Below are 20,988 nucleotides of genomic sequence, written 5' to 3'. Positions count from 1 at the left end.
CGAGCCGACATTCCAACTTAAATTTTATCAGGGAAACGGATGATGAAGCCGCCACGGTTCGGCATCCGCACCTTGGGCAGCGTCTCGGGGTTCATCGTGTCGGTCTCACCTATGAGTTTGTTTTTCGCCAGGATGAACGCGGTCAGAGCGTAGACCTCGTCGTCGGTGAGTGACTTGGGCTGCTGCCACGGCATCCCTCTACGAATGAAGTCGAAGAGCGTCGTGGAATAAGGCCAAAAGTTCGCGATGGTCTTCATCCCGGCCGATATGTCGGTGATCTTGCCGCCTCCGAACAGTGGTGAAAAACCGAATTTGTTCTTGCCGTCCTTGTCGTGGCAGGCGACGCATTTTTCCGCGTAAATCGGCTCGCCTTGCGCCGGCGTACCGCTTCCTGCCGGCAGGCCGGAGCCGTCAGGCATAACGCTGATATCCCAAGCCGCGACGTCGGCGGGGTCGATAGGCGTGCCAAGATTGGGCCCGTCGGCGAACGCTACGCTGATGCTCAGAGCGAACACCAACGAAGCGCTATAGACGAAAATTCTATGTATAGGCATGGCTGATCTGCCCTTTGGCGTCGACCGCCCAACTAGTGACCGCGTTGAAGTGCTGGTTGGGAAACGCCCCGATCGGTGGGGCATTCTTCAACTCGCCGCGCTGAGCTACGAACTCGGCGCGTGTGGGTTGGAAGTTCCCTGCTTCATCCCAGGCCCGGCTTTGAAGTATTGCAGGGCCACCGTTCCAATGCCAAGCCATGCGGAAACGGGTGAAAGCCTTGGCCAATACCGGCTCCTGCAGCGCCGCTTCGGCCCAACTCTGCCCGCCATCGGCCGAAACCATAACCCTGGCGATACGGCCGGTGCCGGAATATGCGACACCTGAAATCTGGTAAAGGCCGAGCTGCTTTAGGGTCATTCCGGGAGACGGCTGCGTGATGAACGATTTGACTTCTTGCAGGAAATAAAACTGGTATGCCTCGCCGTTCGGGAGAAGCTGCGTGTAGGTCTTGGTCTCCCAGAAGCCCATGGCTGGTTCCGCCACGAGCTTGATGCGCCGCAGATACTTGACGTTCATGTTGCCCTCGTAGCCGGGCAACAGCAGGCGCACCGGATACCCGTTACTCGGCGTAAGGCGCTCGCCATTTTGATAGAGGGCGATCATGGCATCGTCCAAGGCCTTCGCCACGGGCACGCTGCGTGTCAGGTGAGGCGCGTCCGCGCCTTCGGCGATGAACCATTTCGCCTTCGGATCAATGCCGGTTTCTTCGAGCAGGGTGGAGAGTTTCACACCCGTCCATTCAGCACAAGACGCGAGGCCGTGCAGTGCCTGAACGTTGCCCTGCAACGGCTGGGGGGAAAACAGCGGTGCGCTGTTGCCGCCGCATTCCAGGAAGCTGATACGCGACACCATCGGATAGCGCGCAAGTGCCTCAAGCTTGAACATCAAGGGGCGTTTGACGAGGCCGTGGATCACGAGGCGGTGTTTATCCGGATCGATGTCGGGCGGGCCGCCATAGGCGACCACGAAATGCAGGCCATTCGGCGTGATCATTCCGTTTAGCATGTGATGCGGGGTACGCGCAGTTTGAACGAATGGCAGGCCGTCGGGGTTGTTCAGCGTTCGGGCGACGTTCTTCTCAAACCGAGACGGCAGCTCATACGATTTGATGCTCGAACCGGGCTCGAGGCTCCATGGATCATCCTTGAGTGGCTCGGCCGCGGCGCTTGTCAGCGAGGCCCCGACGCCCGTGCTGAGCGCGCCTGCTATAGCGACGCCCTGCCCGAGAAGTGCACGCCGGTCAATCAGACCGTTTCCAGCTACAGCATCCCCCGAAGGATGACGGATGCCTTTGGGCATGACCGCCTCCTCAGCTGTCGGCGTCTTGAGAGTATAGAACTGACTTTCTCTCGCCCGCAATGACCAGTTCGGGGCGTCCGGCTATCCGCCGGGTGATCGGAGGAGTACGATGCGAAGGCCCAGAGCATGAGCGAAAAGGAGATGAGCCCATCGGCCCAGACGAGTACGACACCCTTGCTGACCCGGCGTGCCTCCGCCAGCTCGACTTGCGGCCTCGGCGACGGATGCTCAGCGCCCCGGCCCGGCACCATGCGCAGGAGATCGGAGCAAAGGAGGAAGAGATGGCAACGATCGTAGAGAGCATTGAGATATCCCGTCGGCCCGAAGACGTCTTCCTATACGCGACGGACTTTTCGCATTTCCCCGAATGGCAGGGGGGCGTCGTATCGGCACGCCGGGAAGGCGACGCCCCACTGAAAGCCGTGGTGACTCGGCGGCTCGGTCCGCGAAAGTTGCAGAGGACGGAGGAGATAACCGAACTGAACCCTCCGAGGACGTGGACGGTGCGCGGTGTTGGCGGCCCGCTCACAGCGATTGCCAAAGGCACAGTTGAGCCACTCGATGACGGCAAGCGGTCGCGCGTAACGATCGCCCTCGAATTAGAAGCCCACGGGATCGCCAGGGTGCTTGCTCCGCTCATCCTCCGGCAAGTGCGAAGGCAGCTGCCGAGAAACGAGCAAAAGCTGAAGGAGCTGCTCGAGCGCGGCGCGTAACCGCAAAACGGGACGTCGTGTTCAAAACCGACCGCGGTGCCGCGCCTCTGGGCGCATAGAGAGGTCGATGGTGCGCCGGCATGGCCGACGAGGCGCTCAATCTTCTCGGGGACGTGGCTGGTTCGCACAGCCCGCTCATGAACGGAGCCGTGGGGAGTCGTCGTAGCTCCGCGTGGACGGCGCTTTGTGGGCTTCACCATCGCGCAGGCAGGGATCGTCGAAATCGACGTTGTTGCCGACTCCGAGCGCCTTCGCTGGGTCCACTTGGCAGTTCTCAACGACTGACGAGCCAACCTGCGTTACCAGGCAGGTGCCAGTGACCGCGATGTCTCACTTGGGTCACGAGTGTCGCCTTCTGCAACACACGGCAGTTCGTCAGCTTCCGCTATGCCCCGTTCGCGACCGAGGTCCTGTGGCGGTGCAATATGTCGCGAAGGGCCACCAACGGACATGAATTGCTATTCGATCACCTCATCAGCGCGAAGGAGTAACGAGGTCGGCACGGTGAGTCCGAGCGCCTTGGCAGTCTTCAGGTTGATCACTAGTTCGAATTTGGTCGGCTGCTCTACCGGCAGATCGGAAGGCTTGGCGCGCCTTTGAGGATCTTATCGACGTATCCGCCTGCACGGCGGAACAGATCGGCTGCATCGGGGCCGAAGCCATGATCGCCGAACTGCCGAAGAAGGCGCAGGCGCCGGCGGCATGCCTCCGGGCGGCGGCATGGGCGGCATGGACTTCTGATCCAGCCTCTCAAGGCGGCGACTTTCAAGAAATGCAAAACCCCGGCAGCGATGCCGGGGTTTTTGTTTGGGCAGGCGGCTCGGTCAGATGGCCGTCACAACGCAGCTAGGGCTCCTTTGCAACGACGCTGAGGAAGGAACTTCCCACTCCTTGGGATATCCCTGTTATGCACAGTACTCCCCAGATATACTTTCGTTTGTGTTGACAATCTCAAGAAAATTTTGAGCGAGAGTCGCAAACCGAACCGACAGTCCCGCTTCTCTTAGAACAAAGTCGTATCGGGTCGGGGCTAAATCAAGGCTCATCCAAAATCTGATCGAACACAGAGCGTGAGCTCTCGTGACGCAAGCCTGCGTTGCGGGGAATGCTTTCGCTTGAGAAAGGTGATGTTGTCGTGAGTGAAAGCGAAATGAAAGTCACGCCGAACGGAACGAATGTTTTCGGGATGCCGTTGCTGGACTTCTCGAAGATCGCCTTGCCTGGCGTGAGCGGCGAACTTGCCGAACAGGGCCTCGCCCGCGCACGGGAAGGCTACGCAAAGGTCAAGGCCGCGTCGGAGGAAATGACGGAAGCGCTGCGCGAGTCCTATTCGGGCAATGCGAGATGTGCGACCGACTACGGGCTCAAGGTGTTCGAAATCTCAAACGCCAATGCCGCCTCTGCGCTCGATTTCTTCGTCCATCTCTTCGGCAGCAAGTCACCGACCGATGTCTTCGCCTTGTCCGAGGCGCAAGCGCGCAAGGCGTTCAACACCGCATCCGACCAGAACAAGGAATTGTGGGCGCTTGCCCAGAAGCTTGCGACGGAAACGGGTGAGCCGATCAGGAAGCACCTCACCAAGGTTCTCCACCCAACCGGCTAGAAAGCGCACTCAATTCACGTCCAGGGTTCGTTTGAGGAGGGATCCGGCCGGTTGGAACAAGCCCAGCAGCGAGCATGCAGCCCCCACTGGCCGTGCTCGATCAACAAGGTGCATGCCCCCCAAGTAACCGCACCGACAAGAGGCGCATTCCAACCGGCCGGTACTTTTCTGCAAATGCAATGAAGACCAATTGCGAGGGAGGCAACATGGGTATGGTCATGGTCAAATGTCCGCAAACCGGACACGTGATTCCCACCGGCATCAAGACTGATCGCGAGAGCTTTGGGCGCCGCGCGGTATTTTTCTCGCGCACACGTTGTCCGATCTGCCGCACCGATCACGCGTGGTTTGCGCGGGAAGCCTGGGTCGATGAGCCGGGCATCCGGATCGCGCCGTCGTAGCGCAGGCTCCCTGACGTCAGCGTTGCTGAGCCTAAACCAGAATCCCGCTGTTGCTGAGAGCGGAGTTCTTGCCGGGTTGAATGAACGGGTGATGGAAAAGGCGAGGCAACCGCTAGCGCAAATCCCTTTGCGAGCGCGACTTCGGCCCACGGCGGTTGTCGCGCACTTTGTCTTTCTTCCAATCCGCTGGTTTGTTGGCAATTAGTTTTTCGAGGTTTGGCGCTGGACCGCCTCTTTGAAAGGCCAACAAGTCCAACGACGGCGGCTCGCCACCAGTAAGGATGGAGAGACAGGCATGCGCTTGGCCGCGATGATGAGTTTAATGATTTAATAGATGCAGCAGAATATCCGCGAGAACCTGAGACTGTGGCATTCCAGATGTGGTTCTGTAACTGTGAAGACCTCTCAGTGCTGTTTCATCGTACTTTCCGGTGACCTCGACCATCCGATTGTCTTCTGCGATACGAGCCTTGGTTAGTTCGATGCGGTCTTCATACAAGATTGCATTGAGATCGTTTGGAAGGTCGCCTTCACCGGTCAATCGTTTCAACCAAAGCCTGTCGGTCAGCAGCAGATGATTCAGCGTTCCGTGGAGGCTACCGAAGTAGACACCGGTGTGAAGGCGGTATGACAGTTCTGATAGGTCAAGAGCTGCCGCGTAAAGTCGGGGGTTAGCCCAACGGTTGTAAGCAGCAAGCAGCTTGAAGCCGAGATGACCTGACGAACTAAGAAGAAGCCGAGAAAAAAGTTCCGACCTCGGGCCTTTTCAGTTTCGCGAGTGGGCCGTTTTGCTCTGGCTAGCCGGTGCGAAAACGGCCCCAGCGCTAATCGGGGAAGGCACGCCGAGGCCGACTTGGCTTGTATCCGTGTCCCCCAGACGCATCACGATTCATGGCGTGTCGGCCACCGGACAGACCGGGAAGCAGAAGAAACGAAGCCTCGCGAAGTCCGAAATGGGTCATCAGCGTCGCCCTCGCCAACAGACGGCTGCCCTTCAATTTCCGCTATGCCCCGTTAGCGACCGAGATCGCGCGGCGCTGCAATATGTCGCGAAGGGCCAGTAGCCGACCTCCCGTGCGTGACCGGCGATGGCCATCCAGATGGCCGAGTAGGCTACGCTGCCAGGGCACGCGTCGGGGCCCGACGCCCCCCGCCCTCGTGCTCTTCGGTGTAGAATACTCCTCCGGCCGGCCAGAGCCGGGCGGCGATTTCACGGGCAGCCGCGTCGATGGGTGATCGAATGAAGCGGCGGGAGTTGATCACGCTTCTAGGGGGCGCGGTATCTCGCTGGTAACCGCTTTCCTGGGGCGACCGAGCCACGAGCACAGGGAGGACAATATGGTGAAGCAGTCCTTGCGTTGCATTGCCGTGGGCTCACTGCTGTTGGCGCTTTCCGCCGGCCATCCGGCCTGGGCGCAGAAGCGCGGCGGCATCCTGCGGCTCGCGAGCCCGGCCAGCCCGGCCAACATGTCGATCCACGAGACGTCGACCATCGTTGCCGAGATGCCGATGATGGGCGTGTTCAACAATCTCATCGTGTTCGACCAGCACAAGCCGCAGGTCAGCCTCGACACGATAGTCTCCGATCTGGCGACAAGCTGGTCGTGGAACGAGGACGACACCGCGCTGACCTTCCAGCTGCGTCAGGACGTCAAATGGCATGACGGCAAGCCGTTCACCGCCGCCGATGTCAAGTGCAGCTGGGACCTGCTGCTCGACAAGCAGCCCGACAAGCTGCGGCTCAACCCGCGCAAGAGCGGATATGAGAACCTAAGCGACGTAACGACCAACGGTGATTACGAGGTCACCTTCAAACTAAAACGGCCGCAGCCAGCTTTCCCGATGCTGCTTGCCGGCGGATTCGGGGCGATCTATCCGTGCCACATCACAGCGACGCAGATGCGCCAGCAGCCGATAGGTACCGGCCCGTTCAAATTTGTCGAGTTCAAGCCCAATGAAGGCATAAAAGTCACCCGCAACCCGGATTACTGGAAGAAGGACCGGCCGTATCTCGACGGGATCGAATACACCATCATCCAAGAGCCCTCGACTGCGGACCTGGCATTTGTTTCCGGGAAGTTCGATATGACATTCCCGTTTGAACTTTCAGTTCCCCGCTATAAGGAGATGCGCAAGCGAGTGCCGGACGCGGTGTGCGAGCTGTCGCCCGGCACCCTTAGCACCCACTTGCTGATCAACCGTGTCCGGCCGCCGTTCGATAATCCCGATCTGCGGCGGGCGATGTCGCTGACCATCGACCGCAAGGGCTATATCGACACGCTCGGCCAGGGCGAAGGCGAGATCGGCGGCATTTTGCAGCCACCTCCGGCCGGGTTGTGGGGCATGCCCCCGGAACAGATCGCCGAGCTGCCAGGGTACGGCCTCGATGTGCAGAAGAACCGAGAAGAGGCGCTCGCCCTGGTGCGAAAACTCGGCTACGGCCCCGACAACCGGCTCAAGATCAAAGTGACGACGCGTGACTGGTCGATGTATCGCGATCCAGCGGTGCTGTTGATTGGTCAGCTCAAGCAGATCTACATCGACGGCGAACTCGACCTCGTCGACACGGCGCAATATTTCCCGAAGATCCAACGAAAGGAATACACGGTCGCGCTCAACGTGCAGACGGCGGGGCCCGATCCCGACCCGATTGTGCAGCAGTTCTACGGCTGCGGCTCGAACCTCAACTGGGACAACTATTGCAATCCCGAATTGGACAAGATGATCGAGGCGCAATCACGCGAGGGTGACGCGGCCAAGCGCAAGCAGATCCTATGGACGATCGAGCGCAAGCTGGCCAACGACAATGTGCGGCCGATCATATTCTACCGCCGCGGCGGCACCTGCGAGCGCCCCTATGTCAAGGGCCTGACGATCATGGTCAACAGCACCTTCAACAGCTGGCGCATGGAGGATGTCTGGCTCGACAAGTAGATGGTCCGCTCACAAAGAGCGCCGGCGCGCTAATCCAGCCAATCCTGCCGAGGTGGCGGTGAGCCCGGTCGGCATACGTGATTGCCAATGTCCGGTAGGGGTCACGAGCGCCCTTTTGACCATGGGCAGGCTACTTCCGGTCCACCCCTGATTCCGGACACATCGGTGCGACGCATCAATTGACGCGATGGGCCATGAACGGACGTTAGCACCTCTAAAGCCCCGGAGCGTGGGCGCTGGCTGCGACCATGATGAACCGCTGTCTAAAGTTTGTTCGTCCGGCAGCTCTGAATGATTGTCTCGACACTCACCGCCGCACGCGCTCCTGCGAGTTTTTTTCGCCGATCAGACAGGGCACACGGGGCTCTTTCTCGGCGGTTGGGACGATCCCGCTCTCTGGCGTGAGGCCCGCAACTTCGAGAACAAGCTTGGTCCGGATCGCTTCCTGGAATTTTTCGCGATCTTTGATCGTCATGATGAAGGCGCCCGGCCCTCCGATCACGCAGTCCTCGTAATAGAGATCGAGATTCTCGATATCGATCGTCAAAAGGGATGGCTCCTTCACCATGATCGGGAGGCCGTTGATGATGATGCCCTTCTCCAGGGCAGCGTCGCGCGCGCCGGTTACGGGGGCTCCGTCGTTGTTCGGCCCATCGCCGGAAATGTCGATGACGCGCCGCAACCCGCGATACGGGTTCTCTTCGAACAGCTGCAGTGCGAAATTGATCGCGCCGGAAATCGAGGTACTCGAACCTCGGCGAACCGGCGTTTTCATGATCTCGGCGGCCACCGCATCCGCCGATTCCGGGCCGTCGATCACGCGCCAGGGAATGATGATCTTCTCGTCGCCTGACATTGACCACTCGAAATAGGTCACGGCCACCTTGCTGCCCGGAACGGCCCTCAGCGCCTGAAGGAAGTCTTTCGACACGATGGCCTGTGCATAGCCCTCGCGCTGAATGGCAAGTTCGTCCATATCCATCGAATAGGAGACGTCGACGGCGATCACGAGCTCGACATTGACGGATGATGCATTGTGTTTGGTGTCGGCGAATCGAGATTTCGGGCTCGGCGCGGCAATGCCAGCAACGTCACCTCCGACTATCGTCCCCGCAACAAGCACCGCCCCGACCGAGACACACCAGCGCATGGCGGCCCTCCCGTCCTTTCACGAGCATGGTGACACCCAAAAAGCGCCCCGAAAAGCGGAAACATGCAATTGTCGTCCACGTTCGCAACAATCGAGGCGGAGACGTTTCGGCTCGGCTATTCGCTGTGGTGCAGGAACGAAGTCAGCGGCTGCCAGTGCCAGATCGTCTGAATGCCCGGCCTTCAGGCAGGACAGCCTCGCCAAGGCGTTTTGAGTTGCGCTGGCCGTTAGCTCCCGGACCGATGCAAAAACGGATCCACGGACTCGACTAGCCGGGTCGCCAATTGGGCGACGGCAGGCGTGGACTGCTTTTCGGGCGGCAGCGAGCCGACAGAATGGACCGCAAGTCCAGTACCAACGGCAAAGGCCGCTATCGCAATTGCAGCAAAATACTCGATCCTCATGGCGATGGTTCCTCCATCGACCCCATGAACTAACCGGACACGCCGAGAAATGGTTCCGAGAGCGCTGTTTGACCCTAGCCCTTGGAACGCACGCTTGCGCGCCGTCCGGCAGGCATCCTCGTCAATCCGTTCGGGCGCGGTGAAGTGGGCCCGGATCTACTCCACGTCCACGCGGCAAGTTCCTCAATAGGTCGGCCGGCGCTCCAATTGTTTCCCCATTCCGTCCGGAACGGCGTCGCGACCAAAGATCGGGGAACGAAAGCTTCGGTCAGGACTTTGGAAGCGTGAGACCGCCGCTCGCCGGTAACAACACGGCGCATGTCGCAGATAGCCAAGGTCGTTACGAAAGACCCGCTGTTCTCAGAACAAGCGCTCGCGCAGATAGCCAAAAGCGGCGGTCTCCAGTTCAGTCCAGAATTACCGGTCGTGCTCGCAAAGTGAAAGCTGCGGGAGGTAGGGCGCGGGGTCTCCGCTGCTGGCGCTTCTTACCCGAAGGAGGCTTGTTATGCCCCGCCGCGTCGACATCGACCACACAAACAGCCGGGCCATCGTTCGAGAGATCGGCGAGAGATTGCGCGCGTCGGTGAGACCAGAGCCGGAACTACCAACAAGATTTAAAAAGCAAATTCACCAGCTCCGCGAATTGGAGGAAGGCTCACCGTCAATCGTTCCCAGTGCCGAGCGCTGGAAAAGGCCTCGCCATTGAGCCAAAGACGGCTCGGCCTTTCATGGATGAACAATGCCATCGGTGAAGGTCCATGCGTCAAATATTCTGAACGAGTTCGGCGAGGCGCAAGCCGAATTGATCGGTAAAGCCGTCGTCCTTACCGACGGAAAGGCAGGCACGGTCGAGAACGTTTGGCTGGATGAACTGCACGGGCTTCGGATTTCGATCAAAGGTCATGATGGAAGATGGCCGGTCTCAACCATCAAGTTCCCGGAGAACTAAACCTTCGCATTGCTGCGCGCTGCCTGGATCGCGCGCTCCTTACAGAGCATTCCAATCAAGATGAAAATCCCGACCTCGGTCAGGAAAGTGACGCTCATGATCGCGACCGTAAGGAACACGTCGCTCGCCGAGAGAGGGTTCATGAATGCCTCGCATCTTGCGAAGCCCCGGGAGTAACTCATTCAGGCTACAAAATGTTTCGGTTCCAAACGCAGCGCGTTGGGTGGAGCGGGCATAAGGCCGCAAGCCGTTTGAAGCGCCTCGCCTTTGCGTTTTCGGTACACAGGCTTGAGCTTGACGCCCGCGCGTCGCAGGTTTCAGGGCGCACGGTCAAAACCGCTATTTTGAGGCCGGTCGATCGCTTCCGTTCTACCCTTACAAGCAGACGATTTCTGATCCGGCTCGAACTTCGCATTCGGGCCACTTTCGGACTCATGCGCCGCAACAAAAAGCGCCTTCAATATCGCCCCTCGATCATCAATATCCGGGATATATTCGGGGGATACTGACCGCTTTGTGAGAGATGATCCAATGGAGCCCATCAGTGCAGATCTTTCCACGATACTAAACCGCATCCTTGATACGGCGGCAGATAATCTCAGGATTGCAAAGATTCTCGTTCAAATGGGGCTTGATCCCAACAACATCACCTACGACGCACTGTTTGATCGGCTGCTGGAAATTGTGTTGGCCAACATCACGCTCGCCAACATGTTTGCCTTGGTCGGCGCAATCTTCTTTGTCGCTACCTTGCTGATGCAGAGAATGGTGCCGCTGCGGGTCGCGAATATGGTCGGCTGTGCATTCTTCGCAACCTCTGGCGCGCTTTCCGGAAGCGTCGCCACCTTTCTGCTTTATCTGCTGTTGCTGCCGGTCAATGCCGTTCGTCTCCGTCAACTGCTCAGGCTCGTTAAGAAGGCACGTAACGCGACGCAAGGTGACATGTCGATGGAATGGCTCAAACCGTTCATGACCGAACGCAGATATCGCCATGGCGACCGATTATTTAGGAAGGGTGATGCGGCGGCCGAAATGTTTCTCACCGTCACCGGGAAGTTTCTCGTCAAAGAAATCGGCGTCGAGCTTCCGCCAGGGCGTCTCATGGGAGAACTTGGCTTCCTTGCGCCCGATAAGCGACGAACCGGAACGGTCGAGTGCATAGAAGACGGACAAGTCCTGACTATAACTTATGAAAGGTTGCTTGAAATCTACTTTCAAAGTAATCAGCAATTCGGCTACTACATCCTCCTCCTCACCAGTCAGCGTCTGCTGGAAAACAACCAGCGCCTCCAGGAAAACATCTCGCGGCTGGAAGCAACTCTCGCGCAAGAGAAAGCGGCGCGACAGACCCCAGCCGCGGATGGCACGGCTTGAAACTTGGCTCTTGATTGCACCACTATTGGTGACAGAACTGTCCCGACGCGGTGCAGGTCTCGCGAGGCAACGACGTCCGCTCGGGGGCAAAATGCGAAGAACTCAGAGTGAGCAAAGTCAGTCCGCTCTACCCCACCAAGCGGCCCTCAATGAAAGGTGTCGCCACTTCGCTCATGGGCCAGAAGCAGTCATTCGATCGCCTCGTTCCTCCTGCGCAGCGGGCTATTCGGGCAACCCCGCTTTCCGAAGACCCTCAACAAACAGCTTTGAGTGTTTGGGGACCTGGGCGATCCACGCCGATATTGTAAAGGCGGGATCGATCTCAAGCACGCACGCCGCCGCCTCGTGCGCCTCAGCGTCGCGTCCGAGATGGGCAAAGGCGGACGCAAGGCCGCGGTAAGCTGGCATGAAGGAGGGATTGTGACGAAGGGCTTTCTTAAATACTACGATCGCCTCGTCAAAGCGGCGAAGCCTCATAAGGGCATTCCCAATGCCAAAAAACGTCATGTGTAGCAGCGGGTCTACGGGGCTCATGCGAATGGCGCGTTCAAAGCTCCGCATCGCTTCCTCTGGAAGCCCCGCCAATATATAGACCCAGCCTCTGTTGTTCCAAGTGCGCCATGAGTTTGGGTTGAGCGCGACCGCCCGGTCAGCCATTGCAATCTCGGCTTCGCTATCGCCGACCATGCCCGCCAAGATTACTGCAACCCTTGACAGCGTGTCCGGATCACCATCATCGATGCTCAATGCCAAACGAGCAAGCCGAACTGCTTCCTTGCAGTCGAACTGGGGATCGTTGGCATAGCCTAGAGCGACGTTGCTCGCATGACAGTCACCTGCCAAAGCCGCCGCAAAGGCGAACCTCGGGTCTAGCTCCAAAGCGCGATGAGCCAGCTTGATCGCCTCGGCCAAACTTTCGCGGGTCGTCAGGTGATACTGGTGCATGGCTCGGAGAAAACAGTCATAGGCAGTGAGGTTCTCTGGTCGCCGCCGCGTCGCCATTGCAATTTCTGTTTGAAGCATCTTTGGCTGAATAGCCGAGACGACGGCGATGGTAACTTCGTCCTGAAGAGAGAAGACGTCGGTCAAGTCACGCTCAAACCTGTCCGCCCATAGATGCGCGCCAGCAACCGCATCGATCAACTGCCCTGTGATGCGAACTTTCCCCGACGCCTTCCGCACAGCCCCCACGAGGACATAGCGCACGCCGAGCCTTCGCCCGACTTCCTTGATATCGACCGCCCGGCCCTTGAAGGTGAAGCTCGAATTGCGCGCGATGACGAACAGCGACTTGAAGCGCGACAGAGCCGTGATGATTTCTTCCACCATGCCTTCGGCGAAGAATTCCTGCTCTGGATCGCCGCTCATGTTCTCAAATGGCAGCACGGCGATGGAGGGTTTGTCGGGAACTGCAGGAGCGCTCTCGGGCGCATCGCCCGGATTTGAGCCCGCAACTTCTCGCGCCTCCCGCACCTGTCCGACGAAACGGAATCCCTTACGCGGTAACGTCTTGATCAGTCGCTGTTGCTCCCCGGAATCGCCGATTGCGCTTCGGGCGACATTTAGCCGGGTCGTCAGTGCTGCATCCGAAACGCTGCGCCCATTCCAGACGGCATTGATGAGGTCGTCTTTACTGACGACGCGCTCCCTGTTGCGGATCAGGTAATCAAGCAGATCGAACACCTGTGGTGCGATGGAGACGACGTCCGCGCCGCGATGCAGCTCGCGCCGGTCAGGGTCGAATGCGTAATCCTCGAAGAGATAGCGCAAGATGCGAATCCCCTTGGATGAGAGCCCCCGATAACCGGGTAGCGCTTTGGCCTGGACATCGCAAGAATAAGCTGCAGGTGAGGAAAATGTAAGATGCCGGTCAAGCATACCCGCCGCTCTCGCGGCACCCTCGTGCCGGCTGTGACGGCTCCTGACCCATGGTGGCAACAGGGGAACGCTAAAGCCCTGGAAGAAACACCGTCCCAGGGGGACTTCGCAATGAGCTCGACGCACGGCACAACGTGGCTGGAACGGACATCCGTATCGACCCGGCATGTCTCCAGCTTCATCTGGAAATATTGGGATGCCTTTCGGGAGCGCCGCGAATGCCAAAAATTGCGCGCCATCCTGTCCAAGTTAAGCGACACGGAGCTGATGGACATCGGCACCACGCGCGGAGAGATCGACTACATCGCTTCGCACCGAGGTATTGACCCGCGAGGGATCCGATCCGGCGAATGGCTCCGATACCTGCCAACGGTAGACGGCGAGATTGGGCCCACCGACTTCCGATAAGGGTCACAAGCCGCCGATCACGCTCAAGATGGCAGACTTCCACTTTGCGTTGGTAAGCCGACGTTTGTGAGGTGCAGGAACCACGCGAGCGCGGCGCATTTGAATCGTTGCCGGCTCCCCCCGAGCTGGCGGAGCGACCCCGGCCCTCCCCGCCGGAAGCCCCTGAAGCCGGGGTCGTCTCTCCGATACCCGTCTGTGTTGGAGTTTGCGTATGCGTTTCTCGCCCTCGATCGTCCCGGCGGACCGCCTCGACCGCGACATCTATCTGGTCCTTGAGGACGTCGGCGCCCGCGCCGGCTGCGCCTGGCGCGAGACCGATGAAACCGACACCGACCTCGAGACTATCCTCAGGCATCTCCTGTCCGGCGATTACGCCTATCCGGTCCGGATTGTGTGCTTCAATCCGGGCGAAGGCTGGTCACGGGACGCCACGTCCGACGTCGCTGACGCGCTGGCGCAGCGCGCCACTGATACCGACGCAGAGGTCCCGTCCGCGCTGCAGGACTTCATTACCGCCAACGCCACCAGGCGCTTCGACGTGCAGCTCGCGCTGCCGCCGCCAGGTGCCGCGTGATGCCAGCCGGAGAAAGGCCACACGGCGGCGCGGCTGTGAAGTGCACGACCTGTGACGACCTCGGCTGGGTTTGCGAGAACCATCTGGACCGCCCATGGGATGGCCCGCGCGCATGCACCTGCGGCGGCGCTGGCGCGCCCTGCCCGGCCTGCAACGCTCCGGTCGACGGCGAGGCGCCGCGGATGCCGGAGGGCTTCCGCGTCGAGGTCGACAAGGATGGTTGGCGACACTGAGGCTGCGCCTAAAGCACCAAACTCACCAACCAGACCGCGAGCGAGCAGCAGAGCGCAATTCCAAGGTACGGCAACGCAATTGTCATCGGTTCCTCACTGACGAATTCCGATGCTGAAACGGGAGCGAGATTCGCATATTCGCGGCCGCGTGACTATCTCGTTCTCATGCACCGCGCGTTCGAGTTCTGCCTGCCAACTGCAGCCAAGGCTGTTCCAGCCGGGCCTGAATGGGTCCATGAGATAAAGTACGATGGATACCGTCTGCGCCTTGAGCGTAACGGCCGCCAGGTACGCCTGGTCACCAAGAACGGCCACAACTGGACCGACCGCTTCCCCTGGATGGTCCAGGCCGCGCTGCGCAATCGCGAGCAACGCTTCGCGGTCGATGGCGAGGCGGTCGTCCTTGGCGTCGATGGCGTCTCCGACTTCAACGCCCTGCACTCGCGCAAGCACGACGATGAGGTGCAGCTGTACGCGTTCGACATCCTCGCGCTCGGCGGCGAGGATCTGCGTCAGCTGCCGCTGGAGATGCGCAAGACCCATCTCGCCCGGCTGCTGCGCGGCCGACCCGACGGCATCTTCATCGCGCCGTTCGAAAGCGGCGAGATCGGACCGGACCTGTTTCGCGCCGCCTGCGACCTCGGCCTCGAAGGCATCGTCTCCAAGCGCCGAGATCGTCGCTATATCGCCGGTCGCACGAAGGAGTGGATCAAGGTCAAGAACGGGTCTCACCCGGCCATGAGCCGCGAGTTCTAGCGCCAGCGCTGGCGCGGCGGGCAGCGCGTCGCGCTGCAGACACGAGACCAGACGCCGACGCTAACCATAACTGCGACCAGGTCTTGTTTTGGCAAGTCCTAAAACTTATGGTTGTGACTTTCAGTATGGAATTTCTTGATGATGGTCCGATTACCTATGGTCGCGGTCATCGCGCCCGACGGGGAAAGATCATACTGGGTTGCAGCGGTCGAACCTGAGAAGGCGACCGAAGCGGTCGCGCAGGTCGTTGGCGACGGGCAAAACGTTAGGCTCTTGCAGCACCGCCTGCGCGTGAAATCAGATGCGCTTCGACCAGGCGAAGTTCGCCGACTTGGGATCTGACCAGACACCTAGCCGAAGGTCGATTGGGTGTCATGTCGGCTGTCAGGGGCGAACCGGACGCCAATCCAACTCGGCACCGTGCTTCTGCCCCGCCAGCGATAAGCTGGCCAGGGGCGCCAAGACAAGGAGCACGCCATGTCCCAGACACCCAGTACTGCGATCGCCGTGATCGGCATGTATGGTCCGGCCGTGCGTAGCAAGAGGTTCGTCGATCAGGTGGTAAGTGGTCTTGCATCAATGTATCCGGCCTTTGATTGGAGCATTTTCTCCGGGCCATCATGGATATCAGCGCGCGTGCGTTCTCATTAGCGGACAAGCCTCGATTGGGCCATTTGGGTCACCACTTGACCGCGCCGAGCACGGCGCGAGGATCAAGCGGGTCGGACGCCTGTGCATCGTTGGTCCTTGTCAGCTCGAAGGCGCGTCCTTTAGCCAGCATCTGTGCGCGGGAAGCCGATGCCCTGGCGCACCGCGATCCCGCGTTCCAGGCATGAAGGCCTGCCGGTGCTTTGCGACACCAGCCGCTCGCGCACCCGATGCAGCGCCTGCAGATCCAGTTGCTCCGCGGTCTTGGTCGCCACGAACTTCATCGTCGGGCGCGCTGCACGGCTTCGGCAATCGAGACCCGGTTTATGTCGACGAGCTCGACATGGCCAACGGCGCCGACAGTTTGGCAACCCATAGCGGGCGTACGGACCGAACGCCTCGCGCTGCGGTCCGCTGTCATTTCACGAATTCTTCGTCCCGATTTCCAGCGGCACGTTCGCGCTGTCAAGAAATTCGACGGTGGTGAACCACAAGTCCGCATCTCCGACGTTCTTGAGGTCGTGGATCTTGTACTCGCCCTTTCCGTAGACGAAGTGACGCGTCTCACCGGCCGAGTAAACTGCTTCGACGATCGTTCCGTCCTCCGCATATGACCGCGCCCGCCCCGGCGTGACCGCAGTCCAGAAATAATCAAGCACATGACGGTGAAAGCCGATGCGTTCGCCCGGCGCAAGTCGTATTTCCCAGACACGCACGCGCTCGGTTTCCGATAAGAGGCGGGTCCCTACCCGCCCGTTGAACTGATTGGTGTCGAATTCCTTCTGAATCGCGTCGGGCCAAGCGACCCTGCCCGTTTTGAAAGTGGTTTCCATTATCGCACCTCCGTTGTTTGGGGATCGCCGAGAACCGTCATTCGACGGCCAGGCCCGTCTGGGCCCGAACATGCTGCGCTCCATACGATGCGCGGACCGATGCCGCAGCTGCGCTGCGGTCCAGCATCGACACGACCCAAGACACCACGAAGGCCAGCGGAACAGAAACGAGCGCCGGGTTGTCATAGGGGAACGGTGCGGCACCGAGCTTGAATGTGGCGGTCCACACGCCGGGGCTGAGAGCGACCAGCCCGACCGATGCCAACAGACCGGCGAGCGAACCGGTCACCGCTCCCCGTGTCGTGAGGTTTGGCCAGACGATCGAAAGAAGGATAACCGGGAAGTTGGCGCTCGCGGCGATCGCGAAGACCAGCCCCACCATGAACGCAATGTTCTGGTTCTCGAACAGGACGCCCAATGCCATCGAAAGAACGCTGATCGCGACCGCGGCAGCCTTTGAGACGAGCACTTCCTCGCGCTCGTTCGCGCGCCCTCTGCGGATGACGCGTGCGTAGAGATCGTGGCTGACGGCTGAAGCGCCCGCGAGCGTCAACCCCGACACGACTGCTAGGATGGTCGCGAATGCCACTGCGGAGATGAACCCGAGCAGCAGCGCCCCGCCGACGGCGTCGGCCAGATGGAGGGCCACCATGTTGACGCCACCCAACAAGCCACCCGACGGATCACGGAACTGCGGATCCGTCGAAACGATCGCGATTGCGCCGAAGCCGAGCACGAAAAGCAGGCTGTAGAAGATGGAGATAAATCCCGTCGCAACTAGAACCGAAGTTCGAGCTTGACGGGCGTCGCTCACCGTGAAGAAGCGCATAAGGATATGCGGTAGACCGGCCGTGCCGAAGATCAGGGCCAATCCGAGGGAAATTGCAGACACCGGATCCTTGACGAGACCGCCAGGAGCCATGATCCCGCTCGCCTTCGGGTGCAGTGCTACGGCCTCCCGGAAGAGCGCCTCTAGGCTGAAACCAAAGTGACTGAGAATCAGAATTGACATCAATACCGATCCCGACATCAACAGGACAGCTTTGATGATCTGCACCCAGGTCGTCGCGAGCATTCCTCCGAAGGTCACGTAGACCATCATCAGGACGCCCACGATGCCGACTGCGTAGATGTAAGGGAGCCCGAACAGTAGCTGGATGAGCTTCCCGGCTCCGACCAACTGAGCGATCAGGTAGAAGACCACGATGACAAGGGTGTTGACGCCGGCGACCGCCCTCACCGGCACCTCGGAAAGGCGATACGCCGCGACGTCGGCGAACGTATAGCGGCCGAGGTTACGCAGCGGCTCCGCGATCAGGAACAGGATCATGGGAAAGCCGACGAGAAAGCCTATGGCGTATATCATGCCGTCGTAGCCCGACGTATAAACGAGCGCCGTAACGCCCAGGAAGGTCGCCGCAGACGTGTAATCGCCTGCGATCGCGAGTCCGTTATGGACCCCCTTCAGGCCGGCACCGGCGGCGTAGAAGTCCCTTGCGGTGTTCGTACCTCGTCTGGCGGCCCACCACGTGATGCCTAGACTGACGGCGACGAAGCCGAGAAACATGGCGATCGCGGTCGCATTCAGCGATTGCCGCGCGCCCGTCGTGGATGCCAGCGCATCGGCCGCGGCGGGACTTGAAATGACCGCGGATACGACAGCGACGAAAGCCGCGTAAGCAGGGCGTACAATCATCGGAGATTCTCCCGCAGAAGTTGACTGAGGCGATCAAAGCGGGAATTGGCCCGTCGGACGTAGAGGGCCGTGAGAAAGAAGCCCAAGGCGATCAGACCGACTCCGATCAGCACCCCCCAGGTGATGACAGTGCCGTTCCAGAGCGGATGTCCTAACAGGCCCGGCCGGAACGCTATGGTCAGGATGTAGGCGAAGTATGTGGTCGCCATGACGACCGACATACCGACGCCGAGGCGTGCCCGCTCGCTGGCGAGTTGTCGGAACGCCGGATTGTTCTGGATGGCTTGCAGATCCATTGGTTGGTCGTCCTCCCTTTCTGAATTCTTGAACTTTGTCACGCGGCGATTCCCGTGGTGACAGCGGTCTCTGCCATCACCGCCTCGGGACTGCGATGACGTTCCGCCATCCTCCGCTCTTCTGCGGTCGCGATCTGGGCCTGCATGTAGGCGCCGAGATCGCGCGCCCGACGAACGACCGCCGAGCCGAACGGGAGCCGCACCGATTCGAATTTCGCCAGCGCGGCTGAGAGATTTCCTGGATGGTCCCGCAGCGCGTCGACGAGGGCGGCCGCGTCTCCCGCAGCTTTCGTCACCCCCATTCCGACGTGCGGTCGGGCCACGAAGGCGGCATCGCCCAGGATCACCGTTCGGGGTCGGAGCGCCATTCGCGGCGTCTCGAGGTCCAGGATCGCCTGTATGAACGGCTGACGCGTGAGGCGAACGACCTCGGCGAATTGCGGCGCCAGTAATCGCTCGGCGTCTCGCCGCATCGAGGCGATCACCTCCGGACGAATCCGGGTCGGCGGAATGGATAGTTCGTGGCGAACGCCGTCGATGTCTGTCAGGAGATCGGCCAGTCCGAGATCAGCATCGGCCGGGCGGTACCAAACGAAGTTGTAGCGCCGCTCGCCGACGCCCATCTCTTCGTTCACCCCGGCTACGGGATAGCCGAGCATCTGCTCCCCCGGCGGGAGGCTGAAACCGAACCAGTCGCACAATTCCGCGCGGGTCCTCGGGGACAATTCCCCTTCATCGACCAGGCCTCGCCAGGCGATGTAGCCTGCGTATCCGGGGCGGACTTCCGCAGCGAGCTGGGACCTGACGGACGAAAAAATGCCGTCGGCGCCGATCAACAGATCCCCGGAAGCCTTGGAACCGTCGGAGAAGCGCGCCGTTACCCGCCCCCCCACTTCGGCCACCGCCACAAGGTTCTTGCCGTGATGGTAGTTCTCAGTCGGAAAGGCCGCCCTCAAAAGCCCGTAGAGATGACCCCACGACGTAAGTACCTGACGCAGCCCGAGTTCGCCCTCGATGCGTCCGCTGCGGTCGAGCACCCGTCGGCCCGGGACGACTACGCCAACGGCGGCCGCTTCGGTGTCGATGCCAGCCCGCCCCAACACGTCGAACAATTCGCGGTGCGTAACGATCCCCGCGCCTCGGCCGGCGAGTTCGGCACCGATGCGTTCGTATATGTCGACACTCCAGCCTTCCCGTCGCAGGAGTAACGCCGCGAACAATCCGGCCATGGAGCCACCGATCACAAGCGCTCTCGGCTGCGCTTCGCTTGTGCTGCGATCGTTGGTCATAGGCGGCCTCCCTTCAATGCAATCGGACGGTCGTCAGATCGTTATTTATCGTTTGATCAATTATTGCGACAGCATTGACGGGAGTCAACGATTATTTATCGTTTGATAAATATAAAGTGATCGTTTTTGGCGGCCCGGGCGAATTGGGAGTACGGTGTATGACTATGGAAAATGGCACTCCAGTCGAAGAAGCAAATGTGAAGAAATCCATCGGTGCTCGTCCCAAAACACCCGTCCGAGAGCAGCAGCGGCTAGACCCGTCCGAGCGCGAGGCGATCATCGCACGCGAGGCGGTCTCCTTCTTCGCCGAGCATGGGTTCGAGGGGCAGACCCGCGAGCTCGCCAAGCGACTGCGGATCACACAGCCCCTGCTCTACCGATACTTCCCCAGCAAGGAAGCCCTCATCGAACGAGTCTACCAGGAGGTCTTTGTCGGGCGCTGGAAGCCGTCATGGGAAAAGGTCATTGCCGACCGTTCCGTTCCCCTCAAGATGAGGCTGACCCGGTTTTACCGCGAGTATGCCGAAGTCATTCTCACGTACGAATGGATCCGCCTGTTCATGTTCGCGGGTCTGAAGGATCTCGGATTGAACGCCCGCTACCTGAAGATGCTCCGCGAACGCGCATTCGAAAGGGTGATAGAGGAAATCCGGTTCGAATACGGACGTCCGTCCACCCGAGAGGTGCCGACCACCGTCCTCGAGATCGAGATGGTATGGGGACTTCATGCGGCGATCTTCTATCTTGGAGTGCGTCAGTTCATCTATTCCATGCCGCTGGAAGCCGACGTCAATTCGATCATTGACGCGAAGGTGACGACGTTCCTTGGCGGCATCCGCTCCGTTCTGCCGGCGAAATTGTGAACTCGACACTGCAAACTCGCAACCGCTGGGCGTTCCAGATCTCCATAGCGCCGCCGTGAGATCGCGACGCGAAAGATGGATAGATCCAAGCCATGGCCCGACCTGGCGCGCTTAATTCGGCCCGGTAGCGCG

General features: G+C 60.1%; 22 protein-coding genes and 2 pseudogenes. 11 read left to right on the top strand and 13 right to left on the bottom strand.

What is annotated here, in order from left to right; all coding sequences use genetic code 11:
- Nucleotides 1-17 precede the first annotated feature (17 nt).
- Entirely contained in the window at nucleotides 18-554 is a 537-nt protein-coding gene (locus XI09_RS01455; protein WP_271565366.1) for a c-type cytochrome, read from the bottom strand.
- Nucleotides 541-1,854 carry a sulfite dehydrogenase gene (gene soxC, locus XI09_RS01450; RefSeq protein ID WP_271565365.1) on the bottom strand — a complete coding sequence of 438 codons (1,314 nt, stop codon included), beginning with the start codon at nucleotides 1,852-1,854 and terminating at the stop codon, nucleotides 541-543. Before soxC ends, XI09_RS01455 begins: the two co-directional genes overlap by 14 nt.
- 281 nt (nucleotides 1,855-2,135) lie before the next feature.
- Between soxC and XI09_RS01445 the strand changes: the two genes are divergently transcribed.
- Nucleotides 2,136-2,567 (top strand): SRPBCC family protein, encoded by a 432-nt coding sequence (locus XI09_RS01445; protein ID WP_271565364.1) that lies wholly within the window; start codon nucleotides 2,136-2,138, stop codon nucleotides 2,565-2,567.
- A 458-nt stretch (nucleotides 2,568-3,025) separates the two neighbouring features.
- On the opposite strand, the pseudogene XI09_RS01440 reads toward XI09_RS01445, so the two are convergent.
- Nucleotides 3,026-3,189 (bottom strand): annotated as a pseudogene (locus XI09_RS01440) (ABC transporter substrate binding protein); the annotation flags it as partial.
- A 39-nt stretch (nucleotides 3,190-3,228) separates the two neighbouring features.
- Here XI09_RS01440 and XI09_RS01435 point away from each other — a divergent pair.
- The 3 genes from XI09_RS01435 (at nucleotide 3,229) to XI09_RS01425 (ending at nucleotide 4,571) form a co-directional block, all read left to right on the top strand.
- A complete protein-coding gene (locus XI09_RS01435) occupies nucleotides 3,229-3,417 on the top strand; it encodes a hypothetical protein (protein ID WP_271565367.1) in 189 nt (62 codons plus the stop codon).
- 255 nt (nucleotides 3,418-3,672) lie between these two features.
- Nucleotides 3,673-4,170, top strand: coding sequence for a phasin family protein (locus tag XI09_RS01430; protein ID WP_271565363.1), 498 nt, complete (start codon nucleotides 3,673-3,675; stop codon nucleotides 4,168-4,170).
- 206 nt (nucleotides 4,171-4,376) lie between these two features.
- Nucleotides 4,377-4,571, top strand: a complete 195-nt coding sequence (locus tag XI09_RS01425; RefSeq protein ID WP_271565362.1) for a hypothetical protein — start codon at nucleotides 4,377-4,379, stop codon at nucleotides 4,569-4,571.
- A 319-nt stretch (nucleotides 4,572-4,890) separates the two neighbouring features.
- Here XI09_RS01425 and XI09_RS45640 read toward each other — a convergent pair whose 3' ends face one another.
- Nucleotides 4,891-5,271, bottom strand: a complete 381-nt coding sequence (locus XI09_RS45640; RefSeq protein WP_333939015.1) for a DinB family protein — start codon at nucleotides 5,269-5,271, stop codon at nucleotides 4,891-4,893.
- Nucleotides 5,272-5,830: 559 nt separating this feature from the next.
- Nucleotides 5,831-6,097 carry a hypothetical protein gene (locus XI09_RS01415; protein ID WP_271565361.1) on the bottom strand — a complete coding sequence of 89 codons (267 nt, stop codon included), beginning with the start codon at nucleotides 6,095-6,097 and terminating at the stop codon, nucleotides 5,831-5,833.
- Here XI09_RS01415 and XI09_RS01410 point away from each other — a divergent pair.
- A complete protein-coding gene (locus tag XI09_RS01410) occupies nucleotides 6,081-7,505 on the top strand; it encodes an ABC transporter substrate-binding protein (protein ID WP_271565360.1) in 1,425 nt (474 codons plus the stop codon). The genes XI09_RS01415 and XI09_RS01410 overlap by 17 nt on opposite strands.
- A gap of 307 nt (nucleotides 7,506-7,812) precedes the next feature.
- Here the strand turns inward: XI09_RS01410 and XI09_RS01405 are convergent, their stop codons facing one another.
- Entirely contained in the window at nucleotides 7,813-8,655 is an 843-nt protein-coding gene (locus tag XI09_RS01405) for a DUF1194 domain-containing protein (protein ID WP_271565359.1), read from the bottom strand.
- A 1,143-nt stretch (nucleotides 8,656-9,798) separates the two neighbouring features.
- On the opposite strand from XI09_RS01405, the gene XI09_RS01400 reads away from it, so the two are divergent.
- Nucleotides 9,799-10,008, top strand: coding sequence for a PRC-barrel domain-containing protein (locus XI09_RS01400; protein ID WP_271565358.1), 210 nt, complete (start codon nucleotides 9,799-9,801; stop codon nucleotides 10,006-10,008).
- Here the strand turns inward: XI09_RS01400 and XI09_RS01395 are convergent.
- Nucleotides 10,005-10,151, bottom strand: a complete 147-nt coding sequence (locus tag XI09_RS01395) for a hypothetical protein (RefSeq protein ID WP_271565357.1) — start codon at nucleotides 10,149-10,151, stop codon at nucleotides 10,005-10,007. The two genes, XI09_RS01400 and XI09_RS01395, sit on opposite strands and share 4 nt — an antisense overlap.
- A gap of 388 nt (nucleotides 10,152-10,539) precedes the next feature.
- Here XI09_RS01395 and XI09_RS01390 point away from each other — a divergent pair, with 388 nt between their 5' ends.
- Nucleotides 10,540-11,382 carry a Crp/Fnr family transcriptional regulator gene (locus tag XI09_RS01390; RefSeq protein ID WP_271565356.1) on the top strand — a complete coding sequence of 281 codons (843 nt, stop codon included), beginning with the start codon at nucleotides 10,540-10,542 and terminating at the stop codon, nucleotides 11,380-11,382.
- A gap of 222 nt (nucleotides 11,383-11,604) precedes the next feature.
- Here XI09_RS01390 and XI09_RS01385 read toward each other — a convergent pair whose 3' ends face one another.
- On the bottom strand, nucleotides 11,605-13,152 hold the full coding sequence (locus XI09_RS01385) for a winged helix-turn-helix domain-containing tetratricopeptide repeat protein (protein ID WP_271565355.1): 1,548 nt from the start codon (nucleotides 13,150-13,152) through the stop codon (nucleotides 11,605-11,607).
- 93 nt (nucleotides 13,153-13,245) lie between these two features.
- Here XI09_RS01385 and XI09_RS01380 point away from each other — a divergent pair, with 93 nt between their 5' ends.
- From XI09_RS01380 to XI09_RS01370, 3 genes are all read left to right on the top strand, one after another.
- Nucleotides 13,246-13,668 carry a DUF1127 domain-containing protein gene (locus XI09_RS01380; RefSeq protein WP_271565354.1) on the top strand — a complete coding sequence of 141 codons (423 nt, stop codon included), beginning with the start codon at nucleotides 13,246-13,248 and terminating at the stop codon, nucleotides 13,666-13,668.
- A gap of 211 nt (nucleotides 13,669-13,879) precedes the next feature.
- Nucleotides 13,880-14,242 carry a hypothetical protein gene (locus XI09_RS01375; RefSeq protein ID WP_271565353.1) on the top strand — a complete coding sequence of 121 codons (363 nt, stop codon included), beginning with the start codon at nucleotides 13,880-13,882 and terminating at the stop codon, nucleotides 14,240-14,242.
- 398 nt (nucleotides 14,243-14,640) lie between these two features.
- Nucleotides 14,641-15,231, top strand: coding sequence for an ATP-dependent DNA ligase (locus XI09_RS01370; RefSeq protein WP_271565352.1), 591 nt, complete (start codon nucleotides 14,641-14,643; stop codon nucleotides 15,229-15,231).
- 779 nt (nucleotides 15,232-16,010) lie between these two features.
- Here the strand turns inward: XI09_RS01370 and XI09_RS45900 are convergent.
- The 5 genes and pseudogenes from XI09_RS45900 to XI09_RS01345 all read right to left on the bottom strand — a co-directional run.
- A pseudogene (locus XI09_RS45900) lies at nucleotides 16,011-16,195 on the bottom strand (IS110 family transposase); the annotation flags it as partial.
- Nucleotides 16,196-16,301: 106 nt separating this feature from the next.
- Nucleotides 16,302-16,712 (bottom strand): hypothetical protein, encoded by a 411-nt coding sequence (locus XI09_RS01360; RefSeq protein WP_271565351.1) that lies wholly within the window; start codon nucleotides 16,710-16,712, stop codon nucleotides 16,302-16,304.
- 37 nt (nucleotides 16,713-16,749) lie between these two features.
- Nucleotides 16,750-18,408, bottom strand: coding sequence for a cation/acetate symporter ActP (gene actP, locus XI09_RS01355; protein WP_271565350.1), 1,659 nt, complete (start codon nucleotides 18,406-18,408; stop codon nucleotides 16,750-16,752).
- Nucleotides 18,405-18,746 (bottom strand): DUF485 domain-containing protein, encoded by a 342-nt coding sequence (locus XI09_RS01350; protein ID WP_271565349.1) that lies wholly within the window; start codon nucleotides 18,744-18,746, stop codon nucleotides 18,405-18,407. The genes actP and XI09_RS01350 overlap by 4 nt, the downstream gene beginning before the upstream one ends.
- The gene (locus XI09_RS01345; RefSeq protein ID WP_271565348.1) at nucleotides 18,743-19,993 is read right to left on the bottom strand and encodes an FAD binding domain-containing protein; all 1,251 of its coding nucleotides are present in this window, start codon (nucleotides 19,991-19,993) and stop codon (nucleotides 18,743-18,745) included. The genes XI09_RS01350 and XI09_RS01345 overlap by 4 nt, the downstream gene beginning before the upstream one ends.
- Before the next feature lie 158 nt (nucleotides 19,994-20,151).
- Here XI09_RS01345 and XI09_RS01340 point away from each other — a divergent pair, with 158 nt between their 5' ends.
- Nucleotides 20,152-20,856 carry a TetR/AcrR family transcriptional regulator gene (locus tag XI09_RS01340; RefSeq protein WP_442869510.1) on the top strand — a complete coding sequence of 235 codons (705 nt, stop codon included), beginning with the start codon at nucleotides 20,152-20,154 and terminating at the stop codon, nucleotides 20,854-20,856.
- Nucleotides 20,857-20,988 lie beyond the last annotated feature (132 nt).

Origin of the sequence: Bradyrhizobium sp. CCBAU 11386 (assembly GCF_028128955.1) — a bacterium.
In the GTDB taxonomy this organism is placed as follows: Bacteria; Pseudomonadota; Alphaproteobacteria; order Rhizobiales; family Xanthobacteraceae; genus Bradyrhizobium.
The sequence above is the reverse complement of the archived record's forward strand: the minus strand, read 5'-3'. Positions and strand labels throughout refer to the sequence as shown.

Excerpts from the sequence above, each read along its gene's own strand:
- XI09_RS01455 (WP_271565366.1), bottom strand. The coding sequence starts at position 554 with ATGCCTATACATAGAATTTTCGTCTATAGCGCTTCGTTGGTGTTCGCT.
- soxC (WP_271565365.1), bottom strand. The coding sequence starts at position 1,854 with ATGCCCAAAGGCATCCGTCATCCTTCGGGGGATGCTGTAGCTGGAAAC.
- XI09_RS01445 (WP_271565364.1), top strand. The coding sequence starts at position 2,136 with ATGGCAACGATCGTAGAGAGCATTGAGATATCCCGTCGGCCCGAAGAC.
- XI09_RS01435 (WP_271565367.1), top strand. The coding sequence starts at position 3,229 with ATGATCGCCGAACTGCCGAAGAAGGCGCAGGCGCCGGCGGCATGCCTC.
- XI09_RS01430 (WP_271565363.1), top strand. The coding sequence starts at position 3,673 with ATGCTTTCGCTTGAGAAAGGTGATGTTGTCGTGAGTGAAAGCGAAATG.
- XI09_RS01425 (WP_271565362.1), top strand. The coding sequence starts at position 4,377 with ATGGGTATGGTCATGGTCAAATGTCCGCAAACCGGACACGTGATTCCC.
- XI09_RS01410 (WP_271565360.1), top strand. The coding sequence starts at position 6,081 with ATGATGGGCGTGTTCAACAATCTCATCGTGTTCGACCAGCACAAGCCG.
- XI09_RS01405 (WP_271565359.1), bottom strand. The coding sequence starts at position 8,655 with ATGCGCTGGTGTGTCTCGGTCGGGGCGGTGCTTGTTGCGGGGACGATA.
- XI09_RS01400 (WP_271565358.1), top strand. The coding sequence starts at position 9,799 with ATGCCATCGGTGAAGGTCCATGCGTCAAATATTCTGAACGAGTTCGGC.
- XI09_RS01395 (WP_271565357.1), bottom strand. The coding sequence starts at position 10,151 with ATGAACCCTCTCTCGGCGAGCGACGTGTTCCTTACGGTCGCGATCATG.
- XI09_RS01390 (WP_271565356.1), top strand. The coding sequence starts at position 10,540 with ATGGAGCCCATCAGTGCAGATCTTTCCACGATACTAAACCGCATCCTT.
- XI09_RS01380 (WP_271565354.1), top strand. The coding sequence starts at position 13,246 with ATGCCGGTCAAGCATACCCGCCGCTCTCGCGGCACCCTCGTGCCGGCT.
- XI09_RS01375 (WP_271565353.1), top strand. The coding sequence starts at position 13,880 with ATGCGTTTCTCGCCCTCGATCGTCCCGGCGGACCGCCTCGACCGCGAC.
- XI09_RS01370 (WP_271565352.1), top strand. The coding sequence starts at position 14,641 with ATGCACCGCGCGTTCGAGTTCTGCCTGCCAACTGCAGCCAAGGCTGTT.
- XI09_RS01360 (WP_271565351.1), bottom strand. The coding sequence starts at position 16,712 with ATGGAAACCACTTTCAAAACGGGCAGGGTCGCTTGGCCCGACGCGATT.
- actP (WP_271565350.1), bottom strand. The coding sequence starts at position 18,408 with ATGATTGTACGCCCTGCTTACGCGGCTTTCGTCGCTGTCGTATCCGCG.
- XI09_RS01345 (WP_271565348.1), bottom strand. The coding sequence starts at position 19,993 with ATGACCAACGATCGCAGCACAAGCGAAGCGCAGCCGAGAGCGCTTGTG.
- XI09_RS01340 (WP_442869510.1), top strand. The coding sequence starts at position 20,152 with ATGACTATGGAAAATGGCACTCCAGTCGAAGAAGCAAATGTGAAGAAA.